24 protein-coding genes are annotated in these 24,698 nt (G+C 64.7%); 12 read left to right on the top strand and 12 right to left on the bottom strand.

Annotated features, from left to right (window positions below; all coding sequences use genetic code 11):
• The first annotated feature begins 176 nt into the window (after nt 1–176).
• The 4 genes from JQ621_RS21210 (at nt 177) to recQ (ending at nt 5,457) form a co-directional block, all read left to right on the top strand.
• Nucleotides 177–1,478 (top strand): O-acetylhomoserine aminocarboxypropyltransferase/cysteine synthase family protein, encoded by a 1,302-nt coding sequence (locus JQ621_RS21210; RefSeq protein ID WP_212236607.1) that lies wholly within the window; start codon nt 177–179, stop codon nt 1,476–1,478.
• Nucleotides 1,479–1,488: 10 nt separating this feature from the next.
• Nucleotides 1,489–2,490 (top strand): homoserine O-succinyltransferase MetA, encoded by a 1,002-nt coding sequence (gene metA, locus JQ621_RS21205; protein WP_212236606.1) that lies wholly within the window; start codon nt 1,489–1,491, stop codon nt 2,488–2,490.
• 106 nt (nt 2,491–2,596) lie between these two features.
• Nucleotides 2,597–3,340, top strand: a complete 744-nt coding sequence (locus tag JQ621_RS21200; protein WP_212236605.1) for a polysaccharide deacetylase family protein — start codon at nt 2,597–2,599, stop codon at nt 3,338–3,340.
• 251 nt (nt 3,341–3,591) lie between these two features.
• On the top strand, nt 3,592–5,457 hold the full coding sequence (gene recQ, locus JQ621_RS21195; RefSeq protein ID WP_212236604.1) for a DNA helicase RecQ: 1,866 nt from the start codon (nt 3,592–3,594) through the stop codon (nt 5,455–5,457).
• Nucleotides 5,458–5,665: 208 nt separating this feature from the next.
• Here recQ and JQ621_RS21190 read toward each other — a convergent pair whose 3' ends face one another.
• Nucleotides 5,666–6,682, bottom strand: coding sequence for a 1-aminocyclopropane-1-carboxylate deaminase (locus tag JQ621_RS21190; RefSeq protein WP_212236603.1), 1,017 nt, complete (start codon nt 6,680–6,682; stop codon nt 5,666–5,668).
• A 160-nt stretch (nt 6,683–6,842) separates the two neighbouring features.
• Between JQ621_RS21190 and JQ621_RS21185 the strand changes: the two genes are divergently transcribed.
• Nucleotides 6,843–7,307, top strand: a complete 465-nt coding sequence (locus JQ621_RS21185) for an Lrp/AsnC family transcriptional regulator (protein WP_212236602.1) — start codon at nt 6,843–6,845, stop codon at nt 7,305–7,307.
• 117 nt (nt 7,308–7,424) lie between these two features.
• On the top strand, nt 7,425–7,994 hold the full coding sequence (locus JQ621_RS21180; protein WP_212236601.1) for a carboxymuconolactone decarboxylase family protein: 570 nt from the start codon (nt 7,425–7,427) through the stop codon (nt 7,992–7,994).
• Here the strand turns inward: JQ621_RS21180 and JQ621_RS21175 are convergent.
• On the bottom strand, nt 7,991–8,893 hold the full coding sequence (locus JQ621_RS21175; RefSeq protein WP_312015429.1) for a hypothetical protein: 903 nt from the start codon (nt 8,891–8,893) through the stop codon (nt 7,991–7,993). The genes JQ621_RS21180 and JQ621_RS21175 overlap by 4 nt on opposite strands.
• Before the next feature lie 181 nt (nt 8,894–9,074).
• Between JQ621_RS21175 and JQ621_RS21170 the strand changes: the two genes are divergently transcribed.
• Nucleotides 9,075–9,320 (top strand): hypothetical protein, encoded by a 246-nt coding sequence (locus JQ621_RS21170; RefSeq protein ID WP_212236629.1) that lies wholly within the window; start codon nt 9,075–9,077, stop codon nt 9,318–9,320.
• Here the strand turns inward: JQ621_RS21170 and JQ621_RS21165 are convergent, their stop codons facing one another.
• Nucleotides 9,321–10,256 (bottom strand): alpha/beta hydrolase, encoded by a 936-nt coding sequence (locus tag JQ621_RS21165; protein WP_212236600.1) that lies wholly within the window; start codon nt 10,254–10,256, stop codon nt 9,321–9,323. It abuts the gene before it with no gap.
• Between the two features lie 151 nt (nt 10,257–10,407).
• On the opposite strand from JQ621_RS21165, the gene JQ621_RS21160 reads away from it, so the two are divergent.
• Nucleotides 10,408–11,295 carry a branched-chain amino acid aminotransferase gene (locus tag JQ621_RS21160; RefSeq protein WP_212236599.1) on the top strand — a complete coding sequence of 296 codons (888 nt, stop codon included), beginning with the start codon at nt 10,408–10,410 and terminating at the stop codon, nt 11,293–11,295.
• A gap of 157 nt (nt 11,296–11,452) precedes the next feature.
• Here JQ621_RS21160 and JQ621_RS21155 read toward each other — a convergent pair whose 3' ends face one another.
• Together JQ621_RS21155 and phaR are read right to left on the bottom strand one after the other, a co-directional pair.
• A complete protein-coding gene (locus JQ621_RS21155; protein ID WP_212236598.1) occupies nt 11,453–12,067 on the bottom strand; it encodes a class I SAM-dependent methyltransferase in 615 nt (204 codons plus the stop codon).
• Nucleotides 12,068–12,164: 97 nt separating this feature from the next.
• Complete coding sequence (phaR, locus tag JQ621_RS21150) at nt 12,165–12,761, bottom strand: polyhydroxyalkanoate synthesis repressor PhaR (RefSeq protein ID WP_212236597.1); 597 nt, start codon at nt 12,759–12,761, stop codon at nt 12,165–12,167.
• 293 nt (nt 12,762–13,054) lie between these two features.
• Between phaR and JQ621_RS21145 the strand changes: the two genes are divergently transcribed.
• From JQ621_RS21145 to yddG, 3 genes are all read left to right on the top strand, one after another.
• On the top strand, nt 13,055–14,233 hold the full coding sequence (locus tag JQ621_RS21145; protein ID WP_212236596.1) for an acetyl-CoA C-acetyltransferase: 1,179 nt from the start codon (nt 13,055–13,057) through the stop codon (nt 14,231–14,233).
• Nucleotides 14,234–14,482: 249 nt separating this feature from the next.
• On the top strand, nt 14,483–15,208 hold the full coding sequence (phbB, locus tag JQ621_RS21140) for an acetoacetyl-CoA reductase (protein ID WP_212236595.1): 726 nt from the start codon (nt 14,483–14,485) through the stop codon (nt 15,206–15,208).
• Between the two features lie 101 nt (nt 15,209–15,309).
• A complete protein-coding gene (yddG, locus tag JQ621_RS21135; protein ID WP_212236594.1) occupies nt 15,310–16,179 on the top strand; it encodes an aromatic amino acid exporter YddG in 870 nt (289 codons plus the stop codon).
• Nucleotides 16,180–16,185: 6 nt separating this feature from the next.
• On the opposite strand, the gene JQ621_RS21130 is transcribed toward yddG, so the two are convergent.
• The 3 genes from JQ621_RS21130 to gloB form a co-directional block, all read right to left on the bottom strand.
• Nucleotides 16,186–16,869: a flavin reductase family protein gene (locus tag JQ621_RS21130; RefSeq protein ID WP_212236593.1), complete on the bottom strand. Its 684-nt coding sequence runs from the start codon at nt 16,867–16,869 to the stop codon at nt 16,186–16,188.
• 137 nt (nt 16,870–17,006) lie between these two features.
• Nucleotides 17,007–17,429: a cupin domain-containing protein gene (locus tag JQ621_RS21125; protein ID WP_212236592.1), complete on the bottom strand. Its 423-nt coding sequence runs from the start codon at nt 17,427–17,429 to the stop codon at nt 17,007–17,009.
• A 9-nt stretch (nt 17,430–17,438) separates the two neighbouring features.
• Nucleotides 17,439–18,206, bottom strand: a complete 768-nt coding sequence (gloB, locus tag JQ621_RS21120; RefSeq protein WP_212236591.1) for a hydroxyacylglutathione hydrolase — start codon at nt 18,204–18,206, stop codon at nt 17,439–17,441.
• A 108-nt stretch (nt 18,207–18,314) separates the two neighbouring features.
• Between gloB and JQ621_RS21115 the strand changes: the two genes are divergently transcribed.
• The gene (locus JQ621_RS21115; RefSeq protein ID WP_212236590.1) at nt 18,315–19,061 is read left to right on the top strand and encodes a class I SAM-dependent methyltransferase; all 747 of its coding nucleotides are present in this window, start codon (nt 18,315–18,317) and stop codon (nt 19,059–19,061) included.
• A 66-nt stretch (nt 19,062–19,127) separates the two neighbouring features.
• Here JQ621_RS21115 and JQ621_RS21110 read toward each other — a convergent pair whose 3' ends face one another.
• From JQ621_RS21110 to ptsP, 4 genes are all read right to left on the bottom strand, one after another.
• Nucleotides 19,128–19,919, bottom strand: a complete 792-nt coding sequence (locus tag JQ621_RS21110; protein WP_212236589.1) for a DUF4167 domain-containing protein — start codon at nt 19,917–19,919, stop codon at nt 19,128–19,130.
• 463 nt (nt 19,920–20,382) lie between these two features.
• Nucleotides 20,383–21,264, bottom strand: coding sequence for a peptide chain release factor N(5)-glutamine methyltransferase (prmC, locus tag JQ621_RS21105; protein WP_212236588.1), 882 nt, complete (start codon nt 21,262–21,264; stop codon nt 20,383–20,385).
• A 7-nt stretch (nt 21,265–21,271) separates the two neighbouring features.
• The gene (gene prfA / locus JQ621_RS21100) at nt 21,272–22,357 is read right to left on the bottom strand and encodes a peptide chain release factor 1 (RefSeq protein WP_212236587.1); all 1,086 of its coding nucleotides are present in this window, start codon (nt 22,355–22,357) and stop codon (nt 21,272–21,274) included.
• Nucleotides 22,358–22,415: 58 nt separating this feature from the next.
• Nucleotides 22,416–24,683, bottom strand: a complete 2,268-nt coding sequence (gene ptsP, locus JQ621_RS21095; protein ID WP_212236586.1) for a phosphoenolpyruvate--protein phosphotransferase — start codon at nt 24,681–24,683, stop codon at nt 22,416–22,418.
• Nucleotides 24,684–24,698: the final 15 nt, after the last annotated feature.

Genomic DNA, 24,698 nt, shown 5'->3' with positions numbered 1-24,698 from the left:
TAATACGAATTGACTCAAATTTTAGCCAATTCGCCAACAGACATTAGGGTTACTTCCTCGATGTCTAGGCGAATTATTGTCCGCTTTACCGCCCGCCTCTAACAGAGGAACGGCGGACAACGCACATGCCTCATACAGGCCAATAAGTGCGGCCCGCTCCACGCGGAGGTGGTACGATGCGCAACGAGACGATTGCTATTCACGCCGGCTATGAGCCCGAGGCCACCACGCACGCGGTCGCCGTGCCGATCTACCAGACCGCAGCCTACGCCTTCGACAGCGCCGACCATGGTGCCGCGCTCTTCAATCTGGAGGCGGAAGGTTTTCGCTACAGCCGCATCGCCAATCCGACCAGCGCCGTGTTGGAAAAGCGCATCGCCCAGCTCGAGGGTGGCGTCGGCGCGCTCGCGGTCGCAACCGGCCAGGCCGCGTTGCATTTCGCTTTCGTCAATGTCGCCGATCACGGCGGCAACATCGTATCCGTGCCGCAGCTCTACGGCACAACGCACACGCTGCTCTCCCACATCCTGCCGCGGCAGGGCATCACCGGCCGCTTCGCCGAGAGCGACGCGCCTGACGCGATCGCAAGGCTGATCGACGAGAACACCCGCGCCATGTTCGCCGAGACCATCGGCAATCCCGCCGGCAATGTCTGCGACATCGAGGCGCTGGCCAAGATCGCGCATGCGCATGGCGTGCCCCTGATCGTGGACAATACGGTCGCAACCCCGATCCTGCTCAAGCCGTTCGACTACGGCGCCGACATCGCCGTGCATTCGCTGACCAAGTTCCTGGGCGGCCACGGCACCACGCTTGGTGGCGCCATCGTCGATTCCGGAAACTTTCCCTGGGCCAGGCATGCCGACCGCTTCCCGGCCTACAACAAGCCTGACGCCTCCTATCACGGCCTCGTCTACGCCGAGCGATTCGGCAAGACGGCCTTTATCGAGCGTGCGCGCAGTGTGTATCAGCGCACCATGGGCTCGGTGCTGTCGCCGTTCAACGCCTTCCTGTTGCTCCAGGGTATCGAGACGGTCGCGCTGCGCATGGAGCGCCACTGCGAGAACGCCCGCAAGGTCGCCGAATTCCTGCGCAACGATCCGCGGGTCGCCTGGGTCAACTACACCGGCTTCCCGGACAGCCCCTATTACCCGCTCGTGCAAAAATATCTCGACGGCAACGCCTCCTCGCTGTTCACCTTCGGCATCAAGGGCGGCATGGAGGCCGGCAAGGCCTTCTATGACGCGCTGAAGCTGATCACGCGTCTCGTCAACATTGGCGACGCCAAATCGCTGGCCTGCCACCCGGCCTCGACCACGCATCGGCAGATGTCGGCGGAGCAGCAGCGCGCAGCCGGCGTTCTGCCGGAGACAATTCGCCTCTCGATCGGCATCGAGCATGCCTCAGACATCATCGAGGACATCGACCAGGCGCTGGAAAAGGCGTGTCCGGCCTCGCGTCTTCAGGCCGCGGAGTAAGCTCAAGCCGATGAGCGTCTTGATCGCCAGGGATCAAGGTATCGCGAGTCCGGCGCTGGTGCCGGTCGAAGGCGATCTTGTGCGCGACCACGGCGGCGCCGAACTGACTATTGGGCTGATCAACAACATGCCGGATACGGCGCTGAAGGCGACGGAACGGCAGTTCATGAAGCTGCTCCAGGCGGCCGCAGGTCCGCGTCGTATCCGCTTCCATTGCTTCTCGCTGCCGTCGGTAAAACGGTCGCCGGAGGCGAAGTGGCATGTCGAGAGCGAATATTCCGATCTCTCCGATCTCAAGCGTCAGAAGTTCGACGGGCTGATCGTGACCGGCGCCGAGCCCGTCGCGCCCGAGCTCGACCAGGAACCGTACTGGCAGGATCTTACCGAGTTGATCGACTGGGCCAAGACCAGCACGCGCTCGACGATCTGGTCATGCCTTGCCGCGCATGCGGCGGTGCTGCATCTCGATCGCGTCGAACGGCGGCGCCTGCCGTCCAAATGCCATGGCATCTTCGATTGCGCGGCTGTGACCACCGACCCTCTCACACGCGATGCGCCGGCGCCCCTCAAGGTGTCGCATTCGCGGCTGAACGAAGTCACGGAGGGCGATCTGACGCAGGCCGGCTATCAGGTCCTGACCTTGTCGGCCCGGGCCGGCGTCGATGTCTTTGTCCGGCAATATGACAGCCGCTTCGTGTTTTTCCAGGGCCACCCTGAGTATGACGCGCTGTCGCTGCAGCGGGAGTACCTGCGTGACATCGGGCGCTTTCTCGCGCGCGAGCGGGAGGTCTATCCGGCACTCCCCGTGAGCTATTTTGACGCAGCGACGGAAGAAAAGCTGGTGCGGTTCGAAAAGCGGGCGAGGCATCAGCGCCATCCGGCGTTGACCAACGAGCTGCCTGCGCTGACCTTGCGCGCGGATATTGCTGCCGGCAGCGCCGCGGCGACGCTTTTCGGCAATTGGCTGCAATATCTCGGCACCGATGCCGAAGTGCCGCTGCTCGCGCGTTAAGCCGGGGGCTGTTGGTCCCGCGTTAGGATTACCCAAGCGTTAAGCTTGCCTAGGCTGGGCCACAAATGTTTCAGTGCAGAGATACGGAATCACAGGGAATGCATTCGTGCTGTCGGCTCTCAACGGACGCTTGAGCAATCGGCTGGCCCGGCATTTCCGCGCCGCGCCGCACCGCTTGCCGGCGCACGCGCCAATGGTGAGTTTCACCTTCGATGACGCCCCTGACAGCGCAGCAGGCGAGGGCGCTTCGCTGCTGGAAGCGCATGGCGGGCGCGGCACGTTCTATCTCGCTGGCAGCCTGATCGATCAACCCGGTGATCACTGGCGCGGCCTGTCGAACGACGCAATCGTTCGGTTGCATCGCGACGGTCACGAGATCGGCTGCCACACCTTCTCGCATCTGCGCGCGGTCGATCTCGATGAGGGCGCGCTGGCGCATGAGATCGAGCGGAACCGTAGCCATTTCAGCGCCATCGATCCCTCGATCCGGCTTGAGAATTTCGCCTATCCGTATGGTCTTGCCTCGGTCTGGCGCAAGCCGCAGCTCGCGCGAAACTTCCACTCGGCGCGGGGTATCCTTCCCGGCGTCAACAGCGATGTCATCGATCTGCAGTTCCTGCGTGCCTCGCCGCTGGTCAATCGCGAGATCGATATTTCGGGCGTCGATCGTTACTTCGACGAGGCGGTCGCAAGCGGTGGCTGGCTGATCTTCTACGGCCATGACGTCGTCGATGAGCCGAGCCCCTACGGCTGCACGCCGGCCCTGTTGCGCCACGCGCTGCAGGCGGCGGAAAGGCGCAGCATGCCGATCGTGACGGTTGCTGAAGCTCTGCGCAGGATCGGGGCGTAGCTGCTTTCTTCCTTCTCCCCTTGCGGGAGAAGGTGGCGCGAAGCGCCGGATGAGGGGGTATGTCTCCGCAAAATAATCCTAATCGATTCCGCGGAGTAATACCCCTCACCTGTCTCGCCGCTTCGCGGCGAGCCACCCTCTCCCGCAAGGGGAGAGGGGAAGACAGCGCCCAGCCCCGCAAACAGCCTTGCAACGCCAGCGCCGTCGTGCGACTGCCGTTGCGACGAATCTCGCAAGACCCCGACACGCCCATGCCCGCCCCTTCCACCGCTCCGCTGCCAGCGCCGGCCGATGGCCGCGATGCGCTGTCGGTGTTGCATTCGGTGTTCGGCCTGCCGGGTTTTCGTGGGGCGCAGGGCGAGATCATCCGGCACGTCACCGACGGCGGCAATTGCCTGGTGCTGATGCCGACCGGCGGCGGCAAGTCGCTGTGCTATCAATTGCCATCGCTGTTGCGCGAGGGGTGCGGCATCGTGGTCTCGCCGCTGATCGCACTGATGCGCGATCAGGTCGCCGGTTTGACCGAAGCGGGCGTCAACGCCGCGGCACTGAACTCGTCGCTGAGCTTGCAGGAAGCCTCCGAAATCGAGCGGCGCCTGATCGCAGGTGATCTCGATCTGCTCTATGTCGCGCCCGAACGGCTGGTCACGGCGCGCTGCCTGTCGATGCTGGCGCAGGCCAAGGTGGCGCTGTTCGCCATCGACGAAGCGCATTGCGTCTCGCAATGGGGCCACGACTTCCGGCCCGAATATGTCGGCCTGTCCATCATCGCCGAGCGCTTTCCCGACGTGCCGCGCATCGCGCTGACCGCAACCGCAGACGAACTGACGCGGAGGGAGATTGTCCAGCGGCTGCAACTGACGGGCAGCCCGCAATTTGTCTCCAGCTTCGACCGGCCCAACATCCGCTACGAAATCGTCGACAAGCGCAACGCGGTGTCCCAGCTCAAGGAGTTCATCCGGGAGCGGCACACCGGTGACGCCGGCGTGGTCTATTGCCTGTCGCGCAACCGCGTCGAGGAGGTTGCCGCTGCGCTCGCGGAGGCCGGCATTGCGGCGCTGCCCTATCACGCCGGGCTCGACGGCAGTGTGCGATCGCGCAACCAGGACCGCTTCCTCAACGAAGACGGCATCGTCATCGTCGCGACCATCGCGTTCGGCATGGGCATCGACAAGCCCGACGTACGCTTCGTCGCTCATCTCGATCTGCCAAAGAGCATCGAGGCCTATTACCAGGAGACGGGTCGCGCGGGCCGTGACGGCAAGCCGTCGGTTGCCTGGATGGCCTATGGGCTCTCCGACATCGTGCAGCAGCGCCGCATGATCGATGAATCCACGGGCTCGGACGATTTCAAGCGCGTCTCGATCGGCAAGCTGGATGCGCTGGTCGGTCTCGCCGAGACCGCCCAGTGCCGTCGCAGGCGGCTGCTCGGCTATTTCGGCGAGACCCTGCATGGCGAGAGTTGCGGGAATTGCGATAACTGCCTGACACCTCCGAAAATGCGCGAGGGCAAGGTACTGGCGCAGAAGCTGCTCTCCTGCGTCTATCGCACCGGGCAACGCTTTGGCGCGATGCATCTGATCGACGTGCTGATCGGGCGCCTGACCGAAAAGGTGACGCAGTTCGGCCACGACAAGCTGTCCGTGTTCGGGATCGGCCGCGAGCTCAACGAGAAGCAGTGGCGCACGGTGCTCAGGCAACTGGTGGCGATGGGGCATTTGCAGGCCGACAGCGAGGCCTTCGGCGCGTTGAAGCTGACCGACTCCGCGCGTGGCGTCCTGCGCGGCGAGACGGAGGTGTGGCTGCGCGAGGAGGCGCCCACCGCGCGCGTGCGCGCCAGCCGCGCAAAATCACGCCGCGGCGACCTTGCGCCGGCGGCCAGTGTGCCGCAGGGCGACGTCGATCCCGAACTGCGAGCGCGACTGCGCGCGTGGCGCTCGGATATCGCGCGCGAGCGCGGTGTGCCGGCCTATGTCGTACTTCACGATGCCACCATCGACGGCATCGTCCGGGCCTGGCCGACTACGCTCGACGAACTCCGCAACGTCCCCGGCATCGGCGACAAGAAGCTCGAGCATTATGGCGAGGAACTGCTGCAGATCGTGAAGACGCGGTAGGGCGGGGCGCCTGTTAGCGCGCCGCACTCTCTCCACATCGTCATCCCGGACAAGCGGAGCGCAGATCCGGGATCCATACCGCGTGATCTATCGGTTGCGATCGGTAGACGTACCGAACCGCAAGTCTTCGCCAAACGACTGCCTGGGGTGATGGGTCGCGGCCTTCGCCGGGACGACAGACGGTTTTATGCGGCCCGAGCAGCGCCTCTCACCCGTTCCGGAACGCGTACCCATAGCCGTTCAGCGCCGGGGCACCGCCGAGATGGGCGTAGAGGATCTTCGCGCCCTTCTCGAAATGGTTCTTCTTCACCAGGTCGATCAGGCCCTGCATCGATTTGCCTTCATAGACGGGGTCGGTGATCATCGCCTCCAGCCGTGCGGTGAGGCGGATCGCTTCCTTGGTTTCTTCCGACGGCACGCCATAGGCGGGATAGGCGTAGTCCTCGATCAGCACGACGTCGTCTGCAACGATGTCTTGACCGAGTTCGACGAGTTGCGCGGTGTTCCGCGCAATCGACAGCACCTGCGCCTTGGTTTGATCGGGCGTGAAGGAGGCATCGATGCCGATCACCTTTCTCGCCCGGCCGTCCGCCGCGAAACCAACCAGCATGCCGGCGTGGGTCGAGCCCGTCACTGTGCAGACGATGATGTAGTCGAACTTGAAGCCGAGCTCTTTCTCCTGCTTGCGCACCTCCTCGGCAAAACCGACATAGCCGAGCCCGCCATATTTGTGCACGGAGGCGCCCGCCGGAATTGCGTAGGGCTTGCCGCCCGACGCCTTCACATCCTCGATCGCCTGCTCCCAGCTCTTGCGGATGCCGATGTCGAAGCCGTCGTCGACCAGGCGCACGTCGGCACCCATGATGCGCGAGAGCATGATGTTGCCGACGCGGTCATAGACGGCATCCTCGTGCGGCACCCAAGCTTCCTGCACGAGGCGGCACTTCATGCCGATCTTGGCCGCGACCGCGGCGATCATGCGGGTGTGGTTGGATTGCACGCCGCCGATCGAGACCAGCGTGTCGGCGTTGGAGGCGATCGCATCCGGGACGATGTATTCGAGCTTGCGCAGCTTGTTGCCGCCATAGGCGAGGCCCGAATTGCAGTCCTCGCGCTTGGCATAGATCTCGACATTGCCGCCGAGATGCTTTGACAGCCGCTCCAGCTTCTCGATGGGCGTGGGGCCGAAGGTCAGCGGATAGCGCGCGAATTTGTCCAGGTTCATGGGATCATCCCTGATGGCGTTGGCGTCTGGGATGTGGCTATCATCGCGCCGCAAAAAGGTGCTCTCGAATATTGCGCCTGTGTTGCACGTAAACTTGCACATATTGCCAATAAAGCTGATAATTCTTCCGATAAGATCCCATTATACGGAAGGTCCTTCCATGTCTGGGCGGCTCGATCGTATCGACCTCAAGATGTTGAGATTGCTGCAGAATAACGGCCGGCTCAGCAACGCCGAACTGGCCGAAACGGTCGCGATCAGCCCCGCCACCTGCCACCGCCGCACCCAGCGACTGTTCGAGGACGGGTTTATCGCCGCCGTCCGCGCCATCGTCGCCCCGAAGAAGGTGGCCAAGGGCACGCTGGTGATGGTCGGCGTCGTGCTCGACCGCTCGACGCCGGAGAGCTTCGCGGCGTTCGAGCAGGCGATCGCAAAGCTCAAGGTCGTGCTCGACTGCCATCTGGTTGCCGGCGATTTCGACTATTTCCTCAAGATCCGCGTCGGCGACATGGACGACTTCAACCGCATCCACGGCGAACTGCTGATCGCGCTGCCCGGCGTGCGACAGACCCGCACCTTCTTCGTGATGAAGGAAGTCGTCGACAACGCGCCATTGGAGTTTTGAGTTGTCACCTCGGCGTCGATGTCGCTTGCGAATTCGCACGACCGTCACGGCAACTTCACTTGCCATGCGCGCGCACGCAAGCGAGCCTCGCCTCCTCTCAGCGAGGAGATCCACACCGTGCGCCTTCCCATTCTCGATCCGAAAGAACTCAGCGACGAACAGAAGCCGCTCTATGCCGACATGCAGGCCGGCATCAAGGACCACTTCAAGGGGTTCGTGAACATGCGCGACGATGGCGCGCTGCTTGGCCCCTGGAATCCCTGGATCCGCGAGCCGCGCTTCGGCAAGCCGGTCTGGGAGCTGGTCAAGGCGATCGCATCGAACCCGCTGTTGCCGGCGCCGGTGCGCGAGGTCGCAATTCTCGTCACCGGCTCGCATTTCCGCTCCGGCTACGAGCTCTATGCCCATGTGCTGGTCGCCGAGCAGCGCGGCCTCTCCGACGAGAAGCTCGCGACCATTGTCGCCGGGCAACGGCCGGTCGATCTCACAAAACAGGAAGCGGTTGCCTATGACATGGCGTCTGCACTTGTGAGCGGCGGCGTGCTGCCCGAGCTGACCTATCGGGCTGCGGTCAAGGAATTCGGCGAGCACGGCGCGGCCGAGCTGTCCTATCTCGTCGGCGTTTACTGCATGGTCTCGGTCACGCTCAACACGTTCGACGTGCCTGTGCCGGATAGCGCAAGCTAGTTGCGCATGGCATAAAGCGGCGTGCGCAGCGTGAGCTGGTAGGATGGTTTCGGCATCCACGCGATCTGCGCGGTGATGCCGAACAGACGGTTGTCGTTGTCGTCCATACGGTCGAGGTCGAGACGCAGGATCGGCTGGGTGAAGGCCTCGGCCAGCGTCCGGCCCGCGAGCTGCGCGCCGCCGAACGACTGCATGCCCAACCGTCCCGTGAACTTCCAGTTGCTCGGCCATTGATAATAGCCGCCGGCGTAGAGAATCGTGTTCGGCTTGAGCCGGGCGAGCTGGCTGGCAATGTCGGTATGGGTATATTGCACGCCGGCAAGCCAGCCCCGCGTCTCGTCCTCGTCCAGTGCGTAGTCGAATTCCAGGATGTTGTTGAACGAATTCGTCATGCCCGGCGCGTTCGGCACGGATTGCGTCAGGGTCGATTGCAGCCTGATCGTCGGGATCTTGCCGCCATTCTGCTGGTAGAGATCGGCCTGCACGCCGATGTTCCAGCTCGTGATGTCGAAACTCGACCAGCCGCCGCCGATATCCGTTGTCGAGCCTGACACGCCGCCATAGAGCGACACGCGATCGCTGACATCGACCGTCAGCGGCAGGTCGACGGCGATCGATTTTGCGGCCGGCAAGCCGTTCGGCAAGGTCGCGCCGCGCTGTGTCGCCAGTGCTTCAAACGCGGCCGAAAGCGAGGTGTTGCCGAAGCCGAGTCCGAGCGTGCCCGCGGGGATCGTGGCATAGGTCGTGCGGAGATCGAGATAGACGTTCGGGACGACGGGCTTTGCCGGTGAGTCCTCCTCCTCGGCGGCGGAGGCCCCGCCCGTCGAAGTCGCCAGACAAAGCAGTCCGATCGCGATCGTGCGCCAGGCCGGACGATAAATTGGGCCGTGATGGGACACGTGACAATCCGACGCGTGGCAGTTGGTGACGGAACCGCTCGCTAGATGGGACGTGATGGTTCGTGGGGTCAAGGCCTATCTGCGGGCCATGGACGATGTGGGTTTGCCCGGTTACCCTGCCGTGATCGCACTGACATACTCGCCCGCCACAATGCTCGCAGGACAATGGAGAACGACAGCCATGAACACGTCACGCCGCACCCTGCTGACTGGTCTGGCCGGGCTTGCCGTGGCTCCGACCGCCGTGGCCGCTGCGCCGGCGCCGGCCGTCGGTGACGCCACCGTCGCCGAAGAGCGCTTCGCGCGCATGATCGCCGCGGCCCATGCTCCGGATGCCGCCTGTGCACGGCACGCTGAACTTTACGCAGAGGCGCACTGGCCTGACTACGTCACCGCGGCGAGGGCCGTGCTTGACGCGCGCGTGTGATTACCGCTTCACCGCGCGCCGCAGCTGCTCGCCGATCTGCGACAGCACCAGCTGCGCCTGCGGCAGGATCGCGCCCATGGCGTGGAAATTGTGGACCATGCCGTCGTGGCAGACGTGCTCGACCGCGACGCCCGCGGCGAGCAGCTTGCGCGCATAGGCGTTGCCCTCGTCGCGCATCGGGTCGAACTCGGCGGTGTGGATGATCGCGGTCGGAAGGCCTGCCAGACGCGTCGCGCGCAGCGGCGAGATGCGGGGATCGGCGGCATCCAGCCCCTCGGGCAAATAGTCGGCGAGATCCGCCTCAATGGTGACGCGGTCGATCAGATGTCCCTCCGCGAAGGCCTCGCGTGAGGGCGAAGTTTCCTCGAAATCCAGCACCGGACAGATCAGGCATTGTGCGACGATGGAGAGTCCGGCGCTCTGCGCGGCCTCCTGGCACACGATTGCCGCCAAAGTGGCCCCGGCGGAATCGCCGCCGACCACGAGACGCTCGGCGTCGATGCCAATTGAGGATGCTTCACGCGCGACCCATTCGGTCGCCGCGATCGCATCGTCGACAGCGGCAGGATATTTATGCTCGGGCGCAAGGCGATAATCGACCGAGACGAGGCGACACCCGCTCGCATGGGCGAGCGCAGCGGCGATGCGGTCATGCGTGGCAACGCTGCCGGCCACGAGCCCGCCGCCGTGAAAGAACACGAAGCCCGGCGCGCGCTCGCCGGCGGACGCCGGCGAATAGAGCCGATAGGGCAGCTCGCCGCCCGGACCAGGCAGCACGCCGTCGGACGCCATCACGTCAGGCGCCTCCGCCCGCGCGAACTGCATCAGCTTCGCCAGCGATTGCCGCCGCGCCTCGACGCTCGGCCGGCTCCGCGCCTGCGGCGCCGCTGCGGCCATCATGGTCAACAAGCGCTTCGCGAGTGGATCGAGCGGCATGGGAAACTCCGTGACGTGCCGGCCATTATAGCCGGTTTGGTGGCGCAATTGTCTCGATCTGCGTTCGGGGCGAGAGTTGATGCTTCACCTCAGCAAATCGTTTAGAAATTGGGACAATAGTGCCCGGATATTTTTCGAGGGGAGGCCCGACATGGCCGAGATCAAGAAGCCGATCGAATATTCGCCGAGCTGGACCTTCTTCGAAGGCAAATGGCACGATGGCAATGTGCCGATCATGGGGCCGCGTACACATGCGGCCTGGCTCGGCTCGGTGGTGTTCGACGGTGCGCGCGCATTCGAAGGCGTCGCGCCCGATCTCGATCGCCACCTCGCCCGCGCCAATCAATCCGCGATCAGTTTTGGCCTGAAGCCGGTGGTCGATGCCGGCACCTGGATGACGCTGGCCAAGGAAGGCATCGCGCGTTTCGCGCCGAATGCCGAGCTCTATGTCCGACCGATGTATTGGGCGCAGAACGGGGCCGGCGGCGGCGTGCTGTTCGACCCCGAGACGACGAACTGGTGCCTGTGCATCTACGAGGCGCCGATGCCGAAACCCACAGGCAATGCGATCACGCTGTCGCCGTTCCGCAGGCCGACTGCCGAATGCGCGCCGGTCGAGGCCAAGGCCGCCTGTCTCTATCCGAACAATTCGCGCGCGCTCGCGGAAGCGGCCTCGCGCGGCTTCCAAAACGCGCTGATGCTCGACATGCTCGGCAACGTCGCCGAGTTCGGCAATTCCAACGTATTCATGGCGAAAGACGGCGTCGTCTTCACGCCGGTGCCGAACGGCACCTTCCTCAACGGCATCACGCGCCAGCGCGTCATCAGCCTGCTTCGCAGCGACGGCGTCACCGTCATCGAGAAGACCCTGCGCTATGCAGATTTCCTCGCTGCCGACGAAATCTTCTCCACCGGCAATTTTGCCAAGGTTGCGCCCGTGATCCGCATCGACGAGCGGGACCTCAAACCGGGCCCGCTCTATACCAAGGCGCGAAAACTCTATTGGGATTTTGCGCATGCGGTGAAGCTGGCCGCGTAGGCGGCGCGCCGCTGTCATTGCGAGCGCATGCGCGCCAAGTACCCCGCTGTCATCGCCCGACTTGATCGGGCGATCCAGTATTCCAGAGGCAGTTGTGGTTCTCGATGGGCCGCGGCGTACTGGATGCCCCGGTCAAGCCGGGGCATGACACCTGCTTCTAACGTCGCCGAAACCGGCTGAACCGAAACGCCTGTGTCGAATGCCACGGCGTGCGGTGCATTTCGTTCCGCGTCTCGACCAGTTCGAACTCCGGCCCGAGCTCGCTTGAAAGGCTCGCGCTGTCATGCCGCTGCACCGGCAGCCCGCTGCATTTTTCCGGACCATCGGGTGCGAACGTCGCGATGATGACATGTCCGCTTGGCGCTACCGCCGACCGCAGGCGCTCGACATAGGCAGCCCGGTCGCGCGGATCGGTCAGGAAGTGAAACGCGGCGCGATCGTGCCAGACGTCGTAGGTCTGCGCCGGCCGCCATGTGGTGGCGTCGGCAACGATCCAGTCGACCGTTGAGGCGGCCGCACCGATTCGCTGCTTCGCCGCCTCGAGCGCATTGGCGGAGAGGTCCAGCACCGCGATGTTGCGATATCCGCCTTGCAGCAGCGCATCGACCAGCCGCGACGCGCCGCCGCCGATATCGATGATGGCCGCGCCAGGACCCGGCTCGGCCGCACGAATCATATCGAGCGAGATCGTCGGGCTGTGCTGAAACCAGCTGACCTCGGCTTCGCCCTTGGTGGCGTAGACATTGTCCCAATGCGTGGTGCGGTCGGACATGGCGGCTCCGGCTTTGGCCGGGATGGCAGCACGCAACTGGCGATCATCGTCGTTCGCGCGCCCGCCGCGTGCGGGCGCACCGGCAGGATCGAAAGACTTACTCGTCCTTCTTCGACATCCGCTCGAGGCGTTCCTGCATGTCCTTCATCTGCTGGCGCAGGTCGTCGATGTTGGTGTCCTTGGCCGGTTCCGCGCTGGCGTCGGGTTCTGGCTCCGGCGTGCCCGCCGGGCGGCCCGCGGTGGGGACAAACGGCTTGAACATCGAGAAGGTCTGCTGGAACAGCTCCATGTTGCGGCGAACCTGCTCCTCCAGCGGCGCGAAGGGCGTGCCGGACAGCGTGTTGGCGATCTGCTTGCGGAACTTCTCCTGCTCCTGGGTCAGCGACGCGATGGCCTGCTCGAGATATTTCGGCACCACCATCTGCATGCTGTCGCCATAGAAGCGGATGAGCTGGCGCAGGAAGGTGGTCGGCAACAGATTCTGGCCGGCCTTGTTCTCCTGCTCGAAGATGATCTGGGCGAGCACTGAGCGGGTGATGTCGTCGCCGGTCTTGGCGTCGTAGACCAGGAAATCTTCGCCGTCCTTGACCATGGCGGCGAGGTCTTCCAGCGTCACATAGGTACTCGTTCCGGTGTTATAGAGCCGGCGGTTCGCGTATTTCTTGATCGTGGTGGGTTGGTCTGATTTCGCCATGGGCTCTCACTTGCAAACGCTGAGAACGGGAACCCGGCGGGCCATGCCGCAGGGCGGGAAGAGTACGCAACGCAACAAAATAAGCATTTTCAACGGGCTCACGCTACCGTTTTGTGCGGCACGGTTAATTGCACAGCAAATACTTGCTCGCGAAAGCGCCAGGAACGCCATTTTGAATGCGGTGCGGCATTGACATGCCTCAACGACGTTAACAGGATGCCGGACGAGACTGACGGGCCCTTTCCCGCGCCCGCCCGCCCCCTCTTAGAACCCTCAAGCCCCAGGAGATGCCCATGTCAGACGATGTCGTCATCGTCAGCGCCGCCCGCACCCCGGTCGGAAGCTTCAACGGAGCCTTCGCGACCCTTCCCGCCCATGACCTCGGCGCCGTCGCCATCAAGGCCGCGCTGGAGCGCGGTGGCATCGAGCCCGGCCGGGTCTCGGAGGTCATCATGGGTCAGATCCTGACCGCGGCTCAGGGCCAGAACCCCGCGCGCCAGGCTTCGATTGCCGCCGGTATTCCGGTCGAGAGCCCTGCCTGGGGCGTCAACCAGCTTTGCGGCTCGGGCCTGCGCACGGTCGCGCTCGGCTATCAGGCGCTGCTCAACGGCGACTCCGAGATCGTCGTGGCCGGCGGCCAGGAATCCATGAGCATGGCCCCGCACGCGCAGTATCTGCGCGGCGGCGTCAAGATGGGCGCGGTCGAGTTCGTCGACACCATGATCAAGGACGGCCTGTGGGATGCCTTCAACGGCTACCACATGGGCAACACCGCCGAGAACGTCGCGCGGCAGTGGCAGATCACCCGCGCCCAGCAGGACGAATTTGCGGTCGCCTCGCAGCAGAAGGCTGAAGCGGCGCAGAAGGCCGGCAAGTTCAACGACGAGATCGTCCCCGTCACCATCAAGACCCGCAAGGGCGACGTCGTCGTCAGCGCCGACGAATATCCGCGTCACGGTGCGACGCTCGACGCGATGGCCAAGCTCAAGCCTGCCTTCGAGAAGGACGGCACGGTGACCGCGGGCTCGGCTTCCGGCATCAATGACGGCGCCGCCGCCGTGGTGCTGATGACAGCCAAGCAGGCTGCCAAGGAAGGCAAGAAGCCGCTCGCGCGCATCGTGTCCTGGGCGCAGGCCGGCGTCGATCCGAAGATCATGGGCTCGGGCCCGATCCCGGCCTCGCGCGCCGCGCTGAAGAAGGCCGGCTGGAGCGTCGGCGATCTCGACCTGATCGAAGCCAACGAAGCTTTTGCGGCGCAGGCTTGTGCGGTGAACAAGGATCTCGGCTGGGATACGTCCAAGGTCAACGTGAACGGTGGCGCGATCGCGATCGGCCATCCGGTCGGCGCCTCCGGCGCGCGCGTGCTGGTGACGCTGCTGCACGAAATGCAGAAGCGCGATTCGAAGAAGGGCCTTGCCACGCTGTGCATCGGCGGCGGCATGGGTATCGCAATGTGTCTGGCGCGCGACTGATGATGACGCTCGACTGACTTGGGCCTTGCGCGTGCGCTGCACACGTCAGTGAGTGCGATGCACGCGATTAAAAAGGCAGCGGTTGCAAATCAAATATTCTTCGCAACTGTGCAAGCCTCGACTAAATACAAACGCCCGGCTCAACGCCGGGCGTTTTGTTCTTGATGTCGGTCAAACCACCCGCATAATCCAGCGTTAAAAAACGATCACTTCAGAAACGTCCGAAAAGTCCAAGGGAAGGAATACGATATGGCACGAGTTGCATTGGTGACGGGTGGTACGCGGGGCATCGGTGCTGCGATCAGCAAGGCGCTGAAGGCGGCCGGCTACAAGGTCGCGGCAAGCTATGCCGGCAATGATGCCGCGGCGGAGAAGTTCAAGGCCGAGACCGGCATCGCGGTCTACAAATGGGACGTCAGCAACTTCGATGCCTGCGCCGAGGGCGTGAAGAAGGTCGAGGCCGAGCTCGGGCCGATCGAGGTGCTCGTCAACAATGCCGGCATTACCCGCGACACCGCCTTCCACAAGATGACGCTCGAGCAGTGGAGCGCGGTCATCAACACCAATCTCGGCTCGCTGTTCAACATGACGCGCCAGGTGATCGAAGGCATGCGTGCGCGCAAGTTCGGCCGCATCATCTCGATCTCGTCGATCAACGGGCAGAAGGGCCAGTTCGGCCAGGTCAACTATTCCGCGGCCAAGGCCGGCGATATCGGCTTCACCAAGGCGCTCGCGCTCGAGAACGCCAAGGGCGGCATCACCGTCAACGCGATCTGCCCGGGCTACATCAACACCGAAATGGTGCAGGCGGTGCCGAAGGACGTGCTGGAGAAGAACGTGATCCCGCAGATCCCCGTCGCTCGCCTCGGCGAGCCCGAGGAAATCGCGCGTGCGGTCGTGTTCCTGGCGGCCGACGAGGCCGGCTTCATCACGGGATCGACGTTGAGCATCAACGGCGGTCAATACCAGGCCTGATACGACATCAAGCCGGTAGCGCCAGCCGCGACAAGGCGATAGTGAAGACGCAAATGCCCGGCCTCGTGCCGGGCATAAGCGTCCTCAGAGCCTTGTGATCCATGACCCCGCGCACCGCCACACTGATCGGACTAACCGCGATCCTGATGTGGTCGCTGCTGTCAGTGATGACGGTGGCAACCGGAAAGATCCCGGCGTTCCAGCTTGCCGCGATGACCTTTGCAATCGGCGGTCTCGTCGGCCTGCTGACCTGGATCGGCCGGGGCGATGCCGCGAAGAGCCTGCGTCAGCCGCTGGTCGTATGGGCCGTCGGCGTCGGCGGCTTGTTCGGCTATCACGCGCTGTATTTCCTTGCGCTGCGGTTTGCGCCGCCGGCCGAAGCCGGCCTTCTCAATTACATGTGGCCGCTGCTGATCGTGCTGTTCTCGTCCTTCCTGCCGGGCGAGCGGCTCGCCGTGCATCACGTCATCGGCGCGGTGCTCGGCCTTGTCGGCACCGTGTTGCTGTTCGCCGGCAACACGACCGGCTTCGCGCCGGGCGCGGTGCCGGGATTGATCGCGGCCTTCATCGCCGCCTTCGTCTGGGCGGCCTATTCGGTGCTGTCGCGACGCCTGAAGGCGGTGCCGACCGACGCGGTTGCCGGCTTCTGCCTCGCCACGTCAGTGCTCGCTGCGCTGATGCATGGCCTGCTCGAAACCACCGTGTGGCCGGAGACTGCGTTACAATGGCTCGCCGTAGTCGGGCTCGGCATCGGTCCCGTCGGCGCGGCCTTCTATGCCTGGGACATCGGCATGAAGCGCGGCGATATCCGCGTGCTCGGCGCCGCATCTTACGCGACGCCGCTGCTCTCGACCGCATTCCTCATCGCCGCCGGATTCGCCAAAGCCAGCGCCAACATTGCCATCGCGGCGATCCTGATCGCCGGCGGCGGCCTGATCGCGGCAAAGGACATGGTCCTGAGGAAGCGGTGAGGCGCATCAAAGCGCCGGCTGCCAGCCCGGCGGCCGATACATAGCCTCGGGGATCTGTCCGAGCTCGGAGCGCTGCAGGCGTTGCGGCGTCAAGCCATAGAACTCCTGGAAGCTCATGATCAGTGGCCGCCATTTGCCGGGATCGATGCGGTTAGGCGTGTCGTCCATCATGATGTCGGGATGGGCATGTACGCGGGTGATGCGGACTTCGATCGCGGCGAGATTGCCACGCCAGACCGCATCGTCCTGCGCCATCTCGTGCACGTGAGCGACCTTCGCTTCCATCTGCACCGGGCATTCGGCGGCGCGCGGGGCGCTGACCGTCTCGCTCGCCACTGCAGTCAGGCCACTGATGCCGAACTTGTCATGCTCATGCCGATAGCCGCGATAGAGTTTTCCCGGTGGCACCGGATTTGAGCCCGTTGTGCGCGCGAGGCGATCGACCGCGGCAACGAGATCGGCCGACGGGAGATTGAGCACGCATTCACCGGTGCGAATCATGTTCTCGGTGGTTTTCGAGCTGCGTCCGAGCCCCAGCATGCATCGCCATCCGACCCACCACGCCGAGGACATCGGGGCGAGATTGTAGGAGCCGTCGTCGTTGGTTGATCCGATCAGGACGACCGGCGTTCCGAAATACAAAATCGCGGGGTCGATCTGGACCGCGGCGGGGCCGAGTGTTCCGTGCATCGTGCGCTCCTCTTCATTGGAAGCGCTGTCGTAGCGGGAGAAGCCGATCGAACCCACCCGATTCCAGATGAAGCAGAGCGTTTTCGAGCGAAGTGGATACCGGTCCGCGTGAAGAGAACGCGTCAACACAGGAGTCTCTACGGCTCCCAGCCTTTCGGTGCGAGTTCGAACTTCGCGAACTCGAAGGCAGGAGCCACGGTACAGCCGACCAGCGTCCATTCGCCTGACGTCTCGGCCATCTGCCACGCATCGGCCGGCACGATCGCCTGCGGCCGCTCGCCGCTCACAAGGTCGGTGCCGAGGCGCACCTCGTGCTGGGAGCAGCCGTCATGCGCGATGCGCAGCGTCAGCGGGCTGCCGGCGTAATAGTGCCAGGTCTCGACCGCATCGATGCGATGCCAGTGCGAGCGTTCGCCGCGCGCGAGCAGGAAGTAGATGAGGGTCGAGCGCGAGCGGCCATTGGCGTCGGTGACCTGGTCGCGAAAGGTCTCGCGGTAGTGCCCGCCCTCGGGATGTGGGCGGAGTTCGAGGCGCGCGATGATCTCGGCTGCGGTCGGCATCGATCCCCGTCAGGATTTATTCTTGCGCTCGCGCAGCTCGCCGAACACCGCGGCGGCCTCCGCGCCCTTCATGTGTAGCCTGGCCGCGACCGCCGGTTCATCAGCGCGCAGGAACACGTTTGCTCGCTTCTCATCACCAAGCAGTGAGGGAATGGTCGGCTTGTTCTCCGCCCGCAGCCTGGCAACCTCCGCCGCGCGCGCCTGCAGCGCTGCGTTGTCCGGATCCACCGTGAGCGCAAATTTGACGTTGGACGCCGTGTATTCGTGACCGCAATAGAGCTTGAAGTCGTCGGGCAGGGCCCGCAGCTTCAACAGCGAGTCCCACATCATCGGGTAAGTGCCCTCGAACACGCGGCCGCAGCCGATCGAGAACAGCGTGTCGGCGGCGAACAGCGTCTTCTCGTTGTCGAACACGTAGGAGATGTGGTCGAGCGTGTGGCCCGGCGTTTCCAGCACGCGTCCGAGCAGGGTGCCGACCTTGACCACGTCGCCATTGGCGACGCGCAGATCGACGTTGGCGATCTTCGTCGTCTTGTCATGCGGCGCGACGACACGGCAATTGAATGTCTGCTTGAGCTCGGCGACCCCGCCGACATGATCGCCATGATGATGGGTGATCAGGATGTCGGTGAGCTGCCAGCCCTCGCGCTCCAGCGCCTTGATGATGGGGCCGGCTTCCGGAGCGTCGATCGACGCGGTTGCCTTGGTTTCCACATCGTGGATCAGATAACCGAAATTGTCGTTTAAACAGGTGAAAGTACGAATTTCGGCGGCCATGACATCTCCATCGCGCTCAGCCCCGCCAGACCAATATGGCGTTAACGTTGCGCAGGCAATGCAATATTCCGCGCGCAGCGGCGCCCCAGCGCATGTTACATTGCCGTCATGACCATCGACGTCGTCGACCTCAGAGAGTTCTATTCCCGCCGCCTCGGCATCGTGGCGCGGCAGATGATCAATCGCGGCATCCACGAGCGCTGGCCGAACGCCGAAGGCCAGCGCGTGCTCGGCATCGGCTATCCGACACCCTATCTCGGGCTGTTCCGCGAGGACGCGGAGCGCTGCATCGCCTTCATGCCGGCGGCCCAGGGCGTGTTGAAATGGCCGACCGGGCGCCCTGCGCTGGCCGCGCTGGTCGACGAGTTCTCGCTGCCGCTTCCGGATGCTGCGGTCGACCGCATCCTGCTGGTCCATGCGCTCGAAATGTCGGACGATCCGGCGGCGCTGCTGCGCGAGGTCTGGCGGGTGCTGTCGCCCTCGGGGCGCGTCATCGCGGTGGTCCCGAACAGGCGCGGCGTCTGGACGCGCAGCGACAACACGCCGTTCGGCCACGGCCGTCCCTATTCGCGCTCCCAGATCACGGACCTGTTGCGGCAGACCTGGTTCACGCCGACCGGCTGGGGTGAGGCGCTGTTCATGCCGCCTTATTCCGGCCGGTGGGTGCTGAAATCGGCGCAGATGTGGGAGCGCGCCGGCGCTGCGCTGTCGCTGCCCTTTGCCGGCGTCCACATCGTCGAGGCGACCAAGCAGGTCTATCGCGCGATCCCTGCCAAACGCGAAAGGGCGCGGCTGATTCCCTCGCTGGCCAAGCCCGTGCTGGTGCCGTCCTCGACGACGGTCACGCGGAGCTGAAACAAATCGTCCCGGCGAAGCCGGGACGATTGCAACTCATAAAGTCAGATGGAGCTGCGCGGCAGCTTACTCGCTGGGGGCGAGATCGTCGCCGGAAGCGGCTGGAGCGGCTTCGCGCTCGGGACGCGGGCCGTTATGCGGCCGGCGGCGTCGCCGCGGATAGCGCTCGCCACCGCCGCCATTGCCACCCTCGAAGCCGCCCGGAGCCGCATTCGCCTGCGGCTGCGCGCCGGTGATGAAGGACGGCAGGCGATCGACGTTGCCGGCATCGGCGATGACGGGCTGCGGCTGGTTCGGCGGTTGCGGCTGGTGGTGCTGATACTGCGGCTGCGGACGATGGTCGCGCTCGCGATGCTCGCGCGGCTGCTGGTCGCGAATATAGGGCTGGTTGTTGTCGCGCTGCTGATAGTCCCGCTGCTGGTGATCGCGCTGGCCGTCGCGCTCGCGCATGAAGGGTTGCTGTTGCGGCGGCGGCTGCGGAACGAAGCCCGGCTCCTGGCCGAAATTCGAGAAGTTCTCGCCGTCGTCCTCGCTGTCGTCGCTGGTCGGGTTGATCGGCTCGTCGCCGCGCGGCTGCTGGTTCTGGCGGAACTGCTCCTGGGCCGCCGCGATCAGGCGGAAATAATGCTCGGCATGCTGGTAGTAGTTTTCGGCGGCGACCGGGTCGCCCGAGGAGCGCGCATCGCGCGCAAGCTGGAGATATTTTTCGGCGATGTGCGAGGCGGTGCCGCGGATCTTGATGTCGGGGCCGTTCGATTCGTAAACCCGGGTCATCGGGTTCTGGCCGCGCCGGTTATTGTTGTTGTTGTTATTGTTGTTGCGGTTGCGCATCCGCTGCTTGTTCTGACCGTTTCTCATGTCCTGCCTTTAATTCCAGCCCTAAAGGTTGCACGCACTACCGATTGCAGAGAGTGACCTGATGACAGCGGTTCGCATGCCTCACGCGCACCGCGCGCAAGAGCGGATTGAACCCTGCCAATGTTCGTCGGCCGTCGCGTTCAACAAAGACGCGTTCCCCACCCGCCAGCATTCATTGCCAGCGAACCCATTCATATCGCCCGCCGAAACAAGCCCAGCTTTGTTGCGTAAGTCTTCAAGCGCAATATCAGGCTTTCGTTCACGTTGCGGTCGGAAAGCTGCGTACCTCAATGGGCTGTCGCGCTTCACAGGACCTGCGGCTTGGAACCAAAAATCAGTGATGCTCTCGCTGAAGAGCCCGGCTTTCACCCGTAGGTCTACGGGGCCGGCACCGATGTGTTAGGCGGAAGGTAGTCGTTCCCAAGGGATATTCCAAGAGGTTTTTTAGAGCCCAATCCGGCTTTTATGGGGGCATTTTTCGGGCCGAGACGGCCCGCGGGACGCCCGCCAGATCGGCCTTGGGCAGCCTGTCGATGGATAACGCGGCAGCCGTCATCAAGGTTTCAATCGTCCGTGCCTGGCCCTGTCCGGCCTCCACGATCAGGGCTCCGCCGGGCAGGAGCCGTTCGCTCGCCTGGGGGATCAGGGCGCGATAGGCGTCGTACCCGTCATTACCGCCGTCGAGCGCCAGATGCGGGTCGTGCGCGCGCACCTCGATGTCCAATTTCGGAATTTCTGCTGAGGGAATATAGGGTGGGTTCGACACGATCAGGTCGAACGGGCCCGCGAGCGCCGCCGCATAGGAGCAGGCGACGAAGGCCGCGCGGTCGGCAAGGCCAAGGGCGGCGGCATTGCTTCTCGCTGTGCAGAGCGCGGTGAGGCTGAGGTCGGTGCCGACCCCGAACGCATCCGGAATCTCGTGCAGCAGCGCGAGCAGGATCGCACCGGATCCGGTGCCGATGTCGGCGATGCGCGGCGGGCGAGACAGGCGCTGTTCGCGAAACAGTTCGAGCGCGCGCTCGACCACGGTCTCGGTGTCGGGCCGCGGCACCAGCGTTGCCTCCGACAGTCGCAACGGCAGGCCCCAGAATTCGCGCGTGCCGAGAATGCGGGCGATGGGTTCGCCGTCGATGCGCCGCTGCGCGTAGGCCGCAAGCTGCATCGCCTCGGTTTCCGAGAGCGGACGCGCGGCCTGCGTGATCAGGCCGGTCAGATCGAGATCAAACACTGCGCCGAGCAGGATACGGGCGTCGAGTTCGGCTTCGTCGAGCCCCGCCGATCTCAGCCGCGCAGCGAGCAAGCGCCGCGCGCTCTCGATCGAATGTCCTTTGAGGGGATTGCTCACGCGCCCATCACGCCGCCGCGCCCTGCGCGGCGAGTTGCGCGGCCTGGTGCTCGGTGGTCAGCGCATCGATGAGTTCGCCGAGCGCTTCGCCTGATATCACTTGCGGCAGCTTGTAGAGCGTCAGGTTGATGCGGTGGTCGGTGACGCGGCCTTGCGGGAAATTATAGGTGCGGATGCGCTCGGAGCGGTCGCCGGAGCCGACCTTCTCCTTGCGCTCGGCCGAGCGGGCGGCGTCGACGCGCTGCCGCTCGGCATCGTAGATGCGCGAGCGCAGGATGTTCATGGCCGAGGCACGGTTCTTGTGCTGCGAGCGGCTGTCCTGCATCATCACCACGATGCCGGTCGGGATGTGGGTGATGCGGATCGCAGATTCCGTCTTGTTGACGTGCTGGCCGCCTGCGCCCTGCGCGCGCATGGTCTCGATGCGCAGATCGTCGTTCTTGATCTCGACGTCGACATCCTCGACCTCGGGCAGCACTGCGACGGTCGCGGCCGACGTATGGATGCGCCCCTGCGTCTCGGTGTCGGGCACGCGCTGCACGCGGTGCACGCCGGATTCGAACTTCAGTTTGGAGAACGCGCCGCGGCCCTGCACTTCCGCGATGATTTCCTTGTATCCGCCGACGGTGCCTTCGCTGGCCGAGATCACCTCCACCTTCCACCCCTGCAAGGCGGCAAAGCGCTCGTACATCCGGAACAGGTCGCCGGCGAACAGCGACGCCTCGTCGCCGCCGGTGCCGGCGCGGATTTCCAGCACCACGTTGCGGTCGTCCATGGCGTCCTTCGGCAGCAGCGCGACGCGGATCTTCTGAACGAGATCCTCGATCTTCGGAATGAGCTCGCCGCGCTCGGCTTCCGCCATGCTGCGCATCTCGGGATCGGTCGCGGGATCGGCGATCAGCGCCTCGGTGTCGGTCAGTTCCTTCACGGCCGCACGATAGGTTTTCACCGCCTCGATCAGAGGGGTGATCTCGGCGAGCTCGCGTGTGACCTGCACATAGCGTTCGGAAGAGAGTTGTCCCAGCGATTCAGCTTCGAGCGAAGCGTGATGCGCGAGCAGGACGTCCAGTTTGGCTTCGGGGAGTGACGACATGGGTTCAGTCTCAAATGGCGCAGGGAAGCGAAGGCGGCGGAGAGGGGCGACAGGCCCGCTACAACGCCAGGCCTTCGGCCTCGGCAAATTCCGTCAGTTTCTGCCGGATCGAGACGCTGCCCGCGGGTGCGTCCAGCAGAGGCCCGAGCATCGCTGCGGCCTTCTTGACGTCTAGGTCGATCACCATCGCCTTGACCGGGCCGAGCGCGGTCGCCGACAGCGACAGCGAGCGGTAGCCCATGGCGAGCAGCGCCAGCGCGCCGATCGGCTTCGAGGCCATCTCGCCGCACAGGGATAGCGACTTCTTCGCGGCCAGCGATTTTTGCGCGATATCCCGCAGTGCGCGGAGGATCGGCGTCGACATGGTGTCGAAGCGCTCGGAGACCTTGGCATTGCCGCGGTCGACCGCGAACAGGAACTGGAACAGATCGTTGGAGCCGACCGAGATGAAGTCGACCTTCTTCAACAGCTCGTCCATCTGATAGAGCAGCGCTGGCACTTCGACCATGGTGCCGATGTCGATGCGCTCCGGCAGCGTGTGGCCGTGCTGGCGCAAATAGGTCAGCTCGCGCTCGACCAGCGACTTCGCAGCATCGAACTCGGCGACCTCCGAGATCATCGGAAACATGATGCGCAGCGCGCGGCCACCGCCGGCGCGGAGCAGCGCGCGGATCTGGCCGCGCAACAGGCCGGGACGGTCGAGCCCGAGCCGGATCGCGCGCCAGCCGAGCGCGGGATTCTCCTCGATCACTGTCTCCATATAGGGCAGCGCCTTGTCGCCGCCGATGTCGAGGGTACGGAAGGTGACGGGCTTGCTGCCTGCGGCATCCAGCACAGCGCGGTAGAGCGCGAGCTGGTCGCTGGTGCGCGGCAGGCTCTGGCCGACCATGAATTGCAGCTCGGTACGGAACAGGCCGATGCCGGCGCTGCCGGTGTCGTCGATATGCGGCAGGTCGATGGCGAGGCCGGCATTGATAAGCAGCTCGACCTTCTCACCGTCCTTGGTGACGCAGGGTCGGTCGCGCAGCGCCAGATACTGCGCCTGACGGCGGGCGCGGAAGCGCACGCGCTCGGCATAGGCCGCCTCGATTTCCTGCGAGGGGCGCACATAGATTGCGCCCGACGTGCCGTCGACGATGATGGCGTCGCCGGGGTCGGCAATTCCGGTTGCGTTCGGCACCTCGCCGACGGCGGGAATACCGAGCGCGCGCGCCACGATCGAGACGTGGGAGTTGGCGGTGCCTTCCTCCAGCACGATGCCGCGCAGGCGCTTGCGGTCATAGTCGAGCAGCGCCGCCGGTCCCATCGCGCGCGCGATGACGATGGCGTTGTCGGGCATCTGCTCGCGCGAGGGCGCGTGGTCCTGGCCGACCACTTGCCGCATCAGCCGATAACCGAGATCCTCGAGATCATGCAGCCGGTCGCGCAAGTAAGGGTCGGTCACGCGCAGCATGCGGGCGCGGGTGTCGGACTGCACGCGTTCGACCGCGGCCTCCGCCGTGAGGCCGGTGGCGACCGCCTCATGCAGCTTGTGCGACCAGCCCTGGTCGTTGGCGAACATGCGGTAGGCTTCGAGCACGTCGCGATGCTCGCCGCCCTCGGCGACATCGCCGCGCTCCAGCATGCGGTCGAGATCTGAGCGCAATTTGGCGAGCGCGGTGTCGAGCCGCTTGATTTCCTTCGGCAGGTCCTCGGCGATGTAGTCCTTGATGACGACGCGCGGCTCGTGCAGCACCACATGGCCGAGCGCGATGCCTTCGGAGAGGATCGCGCCGGCCTTCTGCGTGGAATGGCGCGCAGCGGGCTCGAGGCCGGGCTGGGCCAGCGCGGACAATTCGCCGGAGGCGATCAGCTCCGCCAGCACCATGGCGGTGGTCTGCAGCGCCTCGAGCTCTTCCTCGACATAGGTGCGCTTGGCGCGGTTCTGCACCACCAGCACGCCCAGCGTGTTGCCGGCGCGCAGGATCGGCACGCCGAGGAAGGAGTGGTAGATCTCTTCACCCGTTTCCGGGCGGAACGAGAAGGCCGGGTGGCTCTGGGCGTCGTTCAAATTGAGCGGCGTCGCCTCGCTGGCGACGAGGCCGACCAGGCCCTCATGGGCGCTCAGCACGGTGTGGTGCACGGCCTCGCGGTTGAGGCCTTCGGTGGCGTAGAGCTCGAGGGTGTTGTCGATGCGCAGCACATAGACCGAGCACACCTCGGCCACCATGTTGGCGGCGATCAGCACCACGATCTTGTCCAGCCGCTCCTGGGCCGAGACCTGCTCCGCCATAGTTTCGCGGAGCCGTCTCAACAAGACGCGGGGACCTCCCGACGCGCTCCGCATGAACCGTCAATCTCC

The sequence above is a fragment of the Bradyrhizobium manausense genome (assembly GCF_018129685.1).
Taxonomy (GTDB): domain Bacteria; phylum Pseudomonadota; class Alphaproteobacteria; order Rhizobiales; family Xanthobacteraceae; genus Bradyrhizobium; species Bradyrhizobium manausense_D.
This window is presented reverse-complemented; position numbering and strand designations above follow the sequence as displayed.

Coding starts and splice junctions, on each gene's coding strand:
- phbB (WP_212236595.1), top strand. CDS start 14,483: ATGGCACGAGTTGCATTGGTGACGGGTGGTACGCGGGGCATCGGTGCT.
- JQ621_RS21130 (WP_212236593.1), bottom strand. CDS start 16,869: ATGCACGGAACACTCGGCCCCGCCGCGGTCCAGATCGACCCCGCGATT.
- JQ621_RS21165 (WP_212236600.1), bottom strand. CDS start 10,256: ATGCCGCTCGATCCACTCGCGAAGCGCTTGTTGACCATGATGGCCGCA.
- phaR (WP_212236597.1), bottom strand. CDS start 12,761: ATGGCGAAATCAGACCAACCCACCACGATCAAGAAATACGCGAACCGC.
- metA (WP_212236606.1), top strand. CDS start 1,489: ATGAGCGTCTTGATCGCCAGGGATCAAGGTATCGCGAGTCCGGCGCTG.
- ptsP (WP_212236586.1), bottom strand. CDS start 24,683: ATGCGGAGCGCGTCGGGAGGTCCCCGCGTCTTGTTGAGACGGCTCCGC.
- JQ621_RS21160 (WP_212236599.1), top strand. CDS start 10,408: ATGGCCGAGATCAAGAAGCCGATCGAATATTCGCCGAGCTGGACCTTC.
- JQ621_RS21145 (WP_212236596.1), top strand. CDS start 13,055: ATGTCAGACGATGTCGTCATCGTCAGCGCCGCCCGCACCCCGGTCGGA.
- JQ621_RS21125 (WP_212236592.1), bottom strand. CDS start 17,429: ATGCCGACCGCAGCCGAGATCATCGCGCGCCTCGAACTCCGCCCACAT.
- JQ621_RS21185 (WP_212236602.1), top strand. CDS start 6,843: ATGTCTGGGCGGCTCGATCGTATCGACCTCAAGATGTTGAGATTGCTG.
- recQ (WP_212236604.1), top strand. CDS start 3,592: ATGCCCGCCCCTTCCACCGCTCCGCTGCCAGCGCCGGCCGATGGCCGC.
- JQ621_RS21190 (WP_212236603.1), bottom strand. CDS start 6,682: ATGAACCTGGACAAATTCGCGCGCTATCCGCTGACCTTCGGCCCCACG.
- JQ621_RS21170 (WP_212236629.1), top strand. CDS start 9,075: ATGAACACGTCACGCCGCACCCTGCTGACTGGTCTGGCCGGGCTTGCC.
- gloB (WP_212236591.1), bottom strand. CDS start 18,206: ATGGCCGCCGAAATTCGTACTTTCACCTGTTTAAACGACAATTTCGGT.
- yddG (WP_212236594.1), top strand. CDS start 15,310: ATGACCCCGCGCACCGCCACACTGATCGGACTAACCGCGATCCTGATG.
- JQ621_RS21110 (WP_212236589.1), bottom strand. CDS start 19,919: ATGAGAAACGGTCAGAACAAGCAGCGGATGCGCAACCGCAACAACAAT.
- JQ621_RS21155 (WP_212236598.1), bottom strand. CDS start 12,067: ATGTCCGACCGCACCACGCATTGGGACAATGTCTACGCCACCAAGGGC.
- JQ621_RS21115 (WP_212236590.1), top strand. CDS start 18,315: ATGACCATCGACGTCGTCGACCTCAGAGAGTTCTATTCCCGCCGCCTC.
- JQ621_RS21210 (WP_212236607.1), top strand. CDS start 177: ATGCGCAACGAGACGATTGCTATTCACGCCGGCTATGAGCCCGAGGCC.
- prfA (WP_212236587.1), bottom strand. CDS start 22,357: ATGTCGTCACTCCCCGAAGCCAAACTGGACGTCCTGCTCGCGCATCAC.